Annotated in this window: 7 protein-coding genes; 2 read left to right on the top strand and 5 right to left on the bottom strand. The window is 59.2% G+C overall.

What is annotated here, in order from left to right:
- Nucleotides 1-316, top strand: a 316-nt coding sequence (locus E0F99_RS27040; RefSeq protein ID WP_165447645.1) for a lactonase family protein, incomplete at its 5' end; no start/stop codon positions are given.
- Between the two features lie 155 nt (nt 317-471).
- Nucleotides 472-651 (top strand): hypothetical protein, encoded by a 180-nt coding sequence (locus E0F99_RS27035; RefSeq protein WP_065907868.1) that lies wholly within the window; start codon nt 472-474, stop codon nt 649-651.
- 126 nt (nt 652-777) lie between these two features.
- Here the strand turns inward: E0F99_RS27035 and E0F99_RS27030 are convergent, their stop codons facing one another.
- From E0F99_RS27030 to E0F99_RS27010, 5 genes are all read right to left on the bottom strand, one after another.
- The gene (locus E0F99_RS27030; protein ID WP_083358664.1) at nt 778-1,371 is read right to left on the bottom strand and encodes a glutathione S-transferase; all 594 of its coding nucleotides are present in this window, start codon (nt 1,369-1,371) and stop codon (nt 778-780) included.
- The gene (locus E0F99_RS27025; RefSeq protein ID WP_083358663.1) at nt 1,368-5,006 is read right to left on the bottom strand and encodes an AAA family ATPase; all 3,639 of its coding nucleotides are present in this window, start codon (nt 5,004-5,006) and stop codon (nt 1,368-1,370) included. Before E0F99_RS27025 ends, E0F99_RS27030 begins: the two co-directional genes overlap by 4 nt.
- The gene (locus E0F99_RS27020; protein ID WP_083358662.1) at nt 5,003-6,244 is read right to left on the bottom strand and encodes an exonuclease SbcCD subunit D C-terminal domain-containing protein; all 1,242 of its coding nucleotides are present in this window, start codon (nt 6,242-6,244) and stop codon (nt 5,003-5,005) included. The genes E0F99_RS27025 and E0F99_RS27020 overlap by 4 nt, the downstream gene beginning before the upstream one ends.
- 114 nt (nt 6,245-6,358) lie before the next feature.
- A complete protein-coding gene (locus tag E0F99_RS27015) occupies nt 6,359-6,658 on the bottom strand; it encodes a DUF6124 family protein (protein WP_173667120.1) in 300 nt (99 codons plus the stop codon).
- Nucleotides 6,659-7,005: 347 nt separating this feature from the next.
- Nucleotides 7,006-8,664 (bottom strand): 5'-methylthioadenosine/S-adenosylhomocysteine nucleosidase family protein, encoded by a 1,659-nt coding sequence (locus tag E0F99_RS27010; protein WP_083358661.1) that lies wholly within the window; start codon nt 8,662-8,664, stop codon nt 7,006-7,008.
- Nucleotides 8,665-8,831 lie beyond the last annotated feature (167 nt).

The following is an 8,831-nucleotide window of genomic DNA, read 5'->3' as shown; positions in this document are numbered from 1 at the left end:
GGGTGTCGGACTGCATGCCTCGCGCGATGGGAAAGTCCCCGACGTGAGCAACCGTGGCACCGCCAACCAGGTGCTGGTGTTCAGCATCGACCCGGCCACCGCGCACCTCAAGGAGCTGCAGCGCCGCACCGTGGAAGGCGACCACCCGCGTGAGTTCAGTCTGGACCCGAGCGGCAAGTTCTTGCTGATCGCCAACCAGAAAAGCAACCAAATCGTGGTCGTCGAACGCGACCCCAAGACCGGCTTGTTGGGTAAAACCGTGCAGAAATTGCCGATCGATGCCCCTAGCGACCTCAAGTTCCTGGTGCGTCAATAAGCCACAGGCCCCGCATCGCGGGGCCTGACCTTTAGTATTAATTGTATTAATAGCGGCTACTGTTTCAAAGCATTTCTAAGGTTCAGCCCTCGGGCGTAAGTTTGGTTCCAAGGCCTTCCCGGCCACCTCACCAAACGAACACAAGGGTTACCGACATGAACTTGAACCTCTTCTCCATCATCGCCGCTTCCGCTGTTTCCGCCACCGTGGCATTGCCAGCCGCTGCCAGCGTGGACGTTGCCGGCAAAAAATCCAGCACCAGCGCCTACACTCAGAAATACCTGCAACAAAGCGCCAACTTCTATGCCGCACTGGATCATAAAACCCAGCACTGAGCTTGAGTTGAACGGCGGTCAAATGTGGGAGCTGGCTTGCCTGCGATGAAATTAACTCGGTGTATCCGTTGGACCGAGTTGACGGCATCGCAGGCAAGCCAGCTCCCACATTTGATTGTGTTGATTTCAGGGTTTTGCCATCACTGCAATAAACAGCGGCGATTCCAGAAAGCGTTGTAGCCAGTTTTGTAAGTGCTGATACGGCGTGCTGGCAAACCAATCACGATCCACATGCGCAAACTGACGCACAAACGGCGCCAGTGCCGCATCGGCCAGGCTCAAATGGTCGGCCAGCAAAAACGCCCGCTGCGCCAGCAAACCTTCCAGTTTCTGCAAAAACACCTCGCCCTCGGCCCGATAATGTTCCATCGGCTGCTGCGGGTAGCGATCAGCGTATTTGTATCGATCCAAGTGATGTTTGAACACCTGATCATTCTCGGCAATCAGTTCCAGCACCGCCGGGTCGCCCTGCAGCAACCAATCCTCAGGATCGTGCTGCGCCAGCGCCCACTGCATGATGTCCAGGCTTTCCTCAATCACCCGGCCGTCCACGCTCAATACCGGCACCGTGCCCTTAGGCGACAGCGCCAACATCTGCGCCGGTTTGGTCTTGAGGCTCACCTCGACGATCTGCACGGGCACGCCTGAATAGCGCAACGCCAGGCGCGCCCGCATCGCATACGGGCAGCGCCGAAACGAATACAGCAGCGCCTCGCTCACTTGACCTCCAAGGTGCTCAGGCCATTGCCCTGGCGCTTGACCTGGATCTGCACCGGGATGCGCTCGTGCATTTCCTGCACGTGGGAAATCACCGCCACCTTGCGGCCCTGGGCCTGCAAACCGTCCAGCGCGTCCATCGCCAATTGCAGCGACTCGGGATCAAGGCTGCCAAAACCTTCGTCGATAAACAGCGACTCAATCTTCAACGTGCTCGACGCCATCGACGCCAGGCCCAAGGCCAGCGCCAGCGACACCAGGAAGGTTTCGCCACCGGACAACGAATGCACCGAGCGCAGCTCATCGCCCATTTCCGTGTCCATCACCAACAGCCCAAGCATGCTGCCGCCGCGTTTTAGGCGGTAGCGGCGCACCAGTTGGCGCAGTTGCACGTTGGCGTGGTGCACCAGCAAGTCGAGGTTGTAGGCCTGGGCGATCTTGCGGAAGGTATCGCCGGTGGCCGAGCCGATCAGCGCATTCAGGCGCGCCCAGCGCTGCCATTCTTCGTAAGCCTTAGTGATCTGGTCGGCCAGCGCGTGGTTGGCGTCCTGACGACGCTGGTCTTCGGCCTGGCGCGCGCGCAATTCGGCGCAGTGTTTTTCGCCCTCGGCGAATTGCTGGTTGAGCGCGGCCAACGTGCTATCGAGTTGCTCGGCATCCAGGTTGCCATTGTGCAAGGCCTGGTGCTCGGCAAGACGTTGCTCGCGCTCCTGCAGCAGCACCTTGGCCTGCTCGACGGCTTTTTCACTGAGTTGCAGTTGCTGGCGCAGTTCGCTGATGTGGCTGTCATCAAAGCCCAGCAAACGCGTGAGCCCATCATCATCGAGTTCCGGGTGCAAGGCGCGCCATTCACCCAAGCGCTCGTCGAGGCTTTGCTGCTCGGTGGTCAGTGCCTGTTGGCGTTCCTGCTGTGCCTTGAGGTCGGCAGCCAGTTGAATCAGGGCGTTGCGAATCTCTTGCAGCTGTTGGTTGGCGTCAGTCTCGCTCTGGCGTGACTGCACCACTGTTTGGTCAAGTTGCTGTTGCCACTGTTCGGCACTGGCGTGATCGCCCAGCAGGGCGCGAAGTTTTTCCTTGGCGGCCTGTTGTTGCTTGGCTAACTCGGTGACGTGCTGGTGCAAGGCGTCCAGTTGCTGCTGGCGGTGCTGCTGATGGGTCTGTTCTTTTTCGATGGCCTGCTGACGTTCTTGCTGTTCGGCCAGTTCATCGCGCTGGTGGCCAAGCTGCTCAAGACGCTGGCTGACGTGCTGGTCCAGCTGCATGAAGGTCGCGGCCGGTTCGCGGCGTAAACCGTCGAGGGTCTCGGCGGGCAGCAGGCTGGCGAAGGCCTTGAGTTCTTCGTCGAGGCGTTCGCGGTCGTTTGCCAGCTCGCGCTGCTGGTCCGCCAGCAATTGACGGGCTTGCTGACTGGCGTCCTGTGCGGCTTGCAATTGCTGCTGCAAACGCCCGGCATTTTGTTGCAGGTTGAGCAGGGCGCCTTGGCGTTGTTCGTCCTGGGTGATGCTTTGCGTCAACTGCGCCAGTTGCTGGGCCAACCAGGTGCTGCGTTTGGCGGCGTCTTGATTGAACAGAGAGGCGGCCAGCGGGTGCGCATCCAGGCTCGGTTTCAGTGCTTGTTGCTGCGTCGCCAGTTGCTCCTGCTGTTGCAGGAACTCCTTTTGCTGGGCGATCAGGCCGCCCACTTCACCACGCAGCTCGGTGAGTTTTTCCTTGAGGATATCGACGGTTTTCTGCGCCGAGGCTTCTTCGTTTTCGTCATGCCGGCCGAGGCTTTGCAGCAAGGCTTCCGGCTGGTGATACGGGTGCTCATGGCTGCCGCACACCGGGCATGGCTGGTCATCCTGCAACTGCTCGCGCAGTTCTTCGACACTGGCACTGCGCGCCAGGCGCTGGCGTTCCAGCAGTTGCTTGGTCACCGTCAGGGTTTGCTCGGCGATGGTCAGCTCGGCCTTGGTTTGCAGGCCGCTCTGGTTCAGTTGTTCGCGCTGCTGCTGCGCGTCCGCGAGTCTTTGTGTGAGGTTGGCGCTCTGTTGATCCAGCTGCTGCTGGCTGTCCCATAGGCGCGTAAGGTCTTCAAACGCGCGCTGCTGTTTGCGGTTGTCCTGCAACAGGCTGGCGAGTAACTGGATCTGCTCGGCGACGGCGTGTGGCTCGGCGCCGGCTTCCTGATACAGCAGGTCCAACGCGTCGCGTTGCTGGGTGAACTGCTCGGCGGCGGTGGTGGCGCGCTGTTCAAGTTGTGGCAGTTCTTCCTGGCCTTTTTTCAGGCGGCTACCAATTACCATCAACTGTTGCAGGCGCTCGCGTTGATAAGTCCAACCATCGCTCAACGGTGCAAGGGCGGCGCTGCGCTCAAGCTCAGTGGCCAGGCGTTGCAGGCCCTCGGCGACTTGGCTGTGTTTGTCCTGCAACGCTTTGAGTAACGCGTGGCCTTCGGTACAGGCGCTGGCGTGTTGCTGTTTATCCTCGGTGCGTTTGGCCAGGTCCTTGGTCAGGTGGGCGAGGGTGCTTTGTTCCTCAAACGCTTGACGCAGCAATGGCACGGCGTCGGCCTGGGTTTTCAGCGCGTCGACCAATGTTGCCTGGGCGGCTGCTTGCTGCTGTTGCGCCTGCTCCTGACGTGTTTGCAGCACGATTTGCTGCTCGATATGCTGCTGAATCTGCGCAGCAAGGGGCGTCAACAATGTGCCCAGTTCAGCTTGCCGAGCAAACTGATGGCGCTGCGGCGCCAAATGCTCCAGGCGGCTCAAGTCCTGGCGTTGTGCGCCTTGGCCGTCCCAGTCCGCCTGCGCCCGTTGCAGTTGCTCCGTCGCACTGAGCTGGCGCTCCTGCCATTCGCGCAGTTCTTTGAGCCAGGTGTGTTGCAGCTCCAGCTGTTTGAGCTGGGCCTGTTGGGTCTTGAGCTGTTGCTGGGCCTCGGCCAACTGTTGATCAAGCTCGGCGCGGGCTTCGGGAGCCAGGGGCACGACGCCGGTGGCCTGGTCCTGCAGTTGTTTATGCGCGTCCTTGGCATCCTTGGCCTTGTCGAAGGCGCGGCGGCCAAGCTGGGTGTAAAGCGCGGTGTCGGTGAGCTTTTCCAGCAGCTCGCTGCGCTCATTGTCGTTGGCCTTCAGAAACGCACTGAACTCGCTTTGCGCCAGCAACACCGCACGGGTGAACTGCTCGAAGTTCAAGCCCAGGGCCAGTTCCAGCTGGGTTTTGTATTCGGTCTTCTGGCTGGCCAGCAGTTGGTCGCTGTCGAGGTCGATCAGGCTTTGCCGGCTGTTCTGCAACTTGCCGCTGGCCTTGTCGCGGGCGCGGTTGGCTTCCCAGCGTGCGCGGTAGCGGCGGCCATTGACACCGACAAAATCCACCTCGGCATAACCGCCGCCGGTGCCGCGCCGCAGCAGCGTGCGCGGGTCGCCGATGGAAATATCGCTATCGGCATCCGGCATCTTCGCCTGGCCGGTATCGCCCAAGCGCGGTACTGCGCCAAACAGCGCCAGGCACAAGGCATCGAGCAGGGTACTTTTACCCGCGCCGGTCGGCCCGGTGATGGCGAACAACCCGGCGCTGGCCAGCGGCTCGGCGGTGAAGTCGATTTCAAATGGGCCTGCCAGGGAGGCGAGGTTTTTCAGGCGGATGGCGAGGATCTTCATGGCTGTTCGCCCTCCTGTTGCACTTCCTGGAGCAGCACGGCGAAATCCTTCAACGTCTGTTCATCCACTTCGCTGCCGTAGCTGTCCTGCCAGGCGCGGCTGAACAGCTCCTGGGGCGTGAGCTGGTCGAGTTCGATCAGGCGCTCGTCGTCCGTGTTGTCGCTGGCGCGTTTACCCGCGTATTCGGCGGCGATGCGCACCAGGCGCACGGCTTTGCCTTGCAGGGCGGTTTCGATTTGCTGGCGCAGGTCCGGTTGCGGTTCGTCGAGGCGCACGCGCACTTCCAGCCACGGGTGGCGTTGGGTTTCGGCGAGCAGGTCGATGTCGGGCAGATCCGCCAACTGCTTAAGGATATCCGCCAGCGGCGCGGCTTCCAGGCGTTGCAGGTTGACCGAACGCGGGATCAGGCGGGGCTCGACATTCACCAGGCGTTGGCCCTGAAAGGTCACATCGAGAATCTGATGCTTGTAGCCGATTTCGGAAAACGACAAGGGGATCGGCGAGCCACTGTAGCGAATCTTGTCCTCGCCATTCACGCGCTGCGGCTTGTGCAAATGGCCGAGGGCGACATAGGCCACGCTGGTATCGAACAGTTTGGCGGGCAGCGCCTCGGCATTGCCGATGATCAGGCTGCGCTCGGAGTCTTCCGATACCGAACCACCCGCCATATGCGCATGGCTGATGGCAATCAGCGCCTGGCCCTTTTTGCGCTTGGCGTTGGCGGCGGCGATCAGCCATTCATGCACTTGGCCGATGCCGCGCAGGTAGTCGTCGCCCAAGTGCGCGCCGGTGACTTCCGCTGGGCGCAAGAACGGCAGCGCCAGGCACCAGGCGGCGATCTTGCCTTTGGCGTCGGGCAGCGGGATCAGCAAACGGTCGGCATCCAGTTCGCCATCGTCCAGCCACAGCACACGCCCCAGCGCGTGCGTGCGCAAGCGCCGCATCAACGGCGCGGGCAGCTCGATACGTGAACCGGAGTCGTGGTTGCCGGCGATCATCACAATCGTGAGTGTCGGGTTTTGTTCGTGGGCGCTGATGATGAAGTCATACAGACGCTCCTGGGCCTTGAGCGGCGGGTTGACCGTGTCGAAGATATCGCCGGCGATCAGCAGCGCATCGGGCTGCTCGGCTTTTAACTGGCCCAGCAGCCACTCGAGAAAACAGGCGTGTTCGAAGTCGCGTTCCTGGCCATGCAGGTTTTGGCCGAGGTGCCAGTCGGAGGTGTGGAACAGACGCAAGGCGAACTCCGTGGAGAAGATGAAAAGGAGGGGAGTTTACCTGTAAAAGCCCACACAGTGCCCGCGGACGAGCCAGATCAAATGGGGGAGCTGGCAAGCCAGCGCCCACAGGGGTTATGCGGCGTGCAGGCAGTCCAGCGCGCGCTCGGCGAGGGTTCTGGCGCTATTGATCAAGTGCTCGGTGGCGCCGGCCAGGTGGTGTTGGTCGGCGGACAGCCCTTGGGAGGAGGCAGCTGCGGTGGCGGCGGCGCAGCGCAACAGGTCGCAGAGTTGGGCGAGGGCGTCTTCGAAGCTGAGGTCGTGATGTGCGGAGAAAGCCGGCGGTGAGTCGGGTTGTAGGCAGTGGCTCAGGGCGCGCTCGAAGATTTCGCGGTCGGGGGTGAAGCGGGGTGGGTCTGGGACGATTTTGTTCATGAATGAAACTCCTGAAAGGTCTGGAGCCATTCCTTTGCCGATCTCACTCGTCAAAAGGTGGCAGCTATGTGCGGGGTGAGATTGCCGGTCAGGTACACCCGGTCAGACCGAAGTCTGCCCGCACACAGCCGCCATAGAGCATGTTGCTCGCGGTTGTGGCACTTGGCACCTAATCACATCACAGGATCTCACCCCTGATCGCTGATATGCAGCGACGGAGCGAAGGCTAGCCAGTGGACTGAGCAGGCGCAAGGCCAAAGGATTGTCTAGGAAACTTCCCGCAAATTAAAGAGATATGGATTGCTGGCCTTTAACAATGCATGTCGATCAGGCAGTGTGCGTCGGTCTCAAGCAGTGGAGCTGAGCATGTGTACAACAAAGTTAGCTGCCGCTGTTGCCGCAATCTGCTGATTAACTGTTTTATTGTCGCCCTTATCGCCATCTGCCCAATCGCAAATGGCTTTGATCAGCAACCAATCTACTCGAGCTTCTTGGCAAGCTACATACAGCCCTGCGCCTTCCATTTCGCCTCCCAAGGCTTCCGGTGCGAGAGCGGTGAGTGCTGTCCGATAATTCAAGTTGTCGATTAATTTATCGCCGCTCAACATCAGGCCGGCCTTAACTTTTCCTGAGTCTTCGGGCCAAGTCATTTCGGCATTACGTAGCCAGTTTAGCGGTGCAGAGGATGCTGAGGCCTTGTCACCGCGCAGGGTGATGTTGCCGTCCTTGCTCACGCGTTGCAGGTCATACATCTGTAACTGCTTGGCGACGAGAATGTCTCCAATGGCGTATTTAGTATCATCGATGCCAAACGCGATGCCGACCATGATGACGGTCTCTGGTTTGATTTCGCTGATCGCTTTCTGGATTGACATTTGCGAGCCATTAGCACCGCCTGAACCCATGTCAGAGGTCGCTAAAAAACACTCAAACCCGGCGACGACACCCAGTTGCTTGTAAACATGTTTGTCGACTTTATGATTGCTTGCGAGTTGGCCGGTTTTTGTCGCGAAGGCTGATAGAACAGCTCGGCTCTCTACGGAAGTAACAGTCACTATCAGTAATCGTTGCGACGCCATCTCAGGTCCTTTTTGAGGTGCATGTTCTAATTCGTTCACAAGCTTGAATTCGGCATTAACCAGTTCCCAAGCCTTTTGCGCAGAGACGCTGTCGGCAATTGCTGCATGCGGTGAGGTGATCAGCCGTAGGGCGTCCTCGGGCAGCGCTACGCGTTTTTTCACTTGGAACTGCAGCACAACCGCAAACTCGAGCATGGCGATAGCATTTGCGAAGCGTTGCAAATTTCCGGCTGCCGCAGCCGATGCGTAGGCAGGCACATAAGCAACGACGCCCTGCTTATCAATAAGTAATAACGACTGATCCACCTGATGAGGGTCGTTTTTCTCCAGCACGGTGTCCGCTACGCGATCCAGCATCAGTGGGTGTCTTGACACCAAGACGGCCATCCGGCGACGCCAATCAGTTGGGTCATCCTCTAAAGACACGATACGGATAGCTGGGTAGTACCTGGGGAGGTCGCGGAGGGGTTTTACACGATGGTCGTAGGCACTGGCAATCGCTAATACGTAGCGAAACAGCTGTTCAAGATCGGGGTAGTTTTCGACTTTCTGAAGTTCGCTGAAGTCACAGCCATCCGCAATTTCAAATTCAGACAGGATGAAGTTGATAAATAGAAGTTTGCCGAATAGGTGGAAATTGATGTTGAGCCGCCCCGGCATATCGGTACGCAGAGACTCAATATCATACGGAAGTTTCTTGCCGCTGAATTTCAATGTGGGCTGCAACTTTTTTAACGTCGCATAAAAAACGTCCGTAGGCTCCAGCACAATAGGCGAGTAACTCGTTCTGATGCGCCCGCCGAGGCTTCTAAGAAAACGCTTGCCGCCCCTTTGATTGAACAGCAGGTTGGAGTTACTCAGCGTCGCCAGGCCCGAGGAGGTCATCTCAATCGCAAACCCCCATTGAAGCTTAACCCGGTAACTCATGAGCTCTCCTGAATTGGGCGGCCGGGAGCAGGAATCGAACCTGCCGACGCTGAGCAAAACTCAGCCCTTGAACCTTCAAGCCCGGCCAGATGGTGGCAACTTAACATCAAATGGACCCAAATTCCAGTGCTATTTTCAGGCGATTTTTCGCATGTTGACCCGCACCC

The sequence above is a fragment of the Pseudomonas antarctica genome, assembly GCF_900624995.1.
Lineage (GTDB): Bacteria > Pseudomonadota > Gammaproteobacteria > Pseudomonadales > Pseudomonadaceae > Aquipseudomonas > Aquipseudomonas antarctica.
The sequence above is the reverse complement of the archived record's forward strand: the minus strand, read 5'-3'. Positions and strand labels throughout refer to the sequence as shown.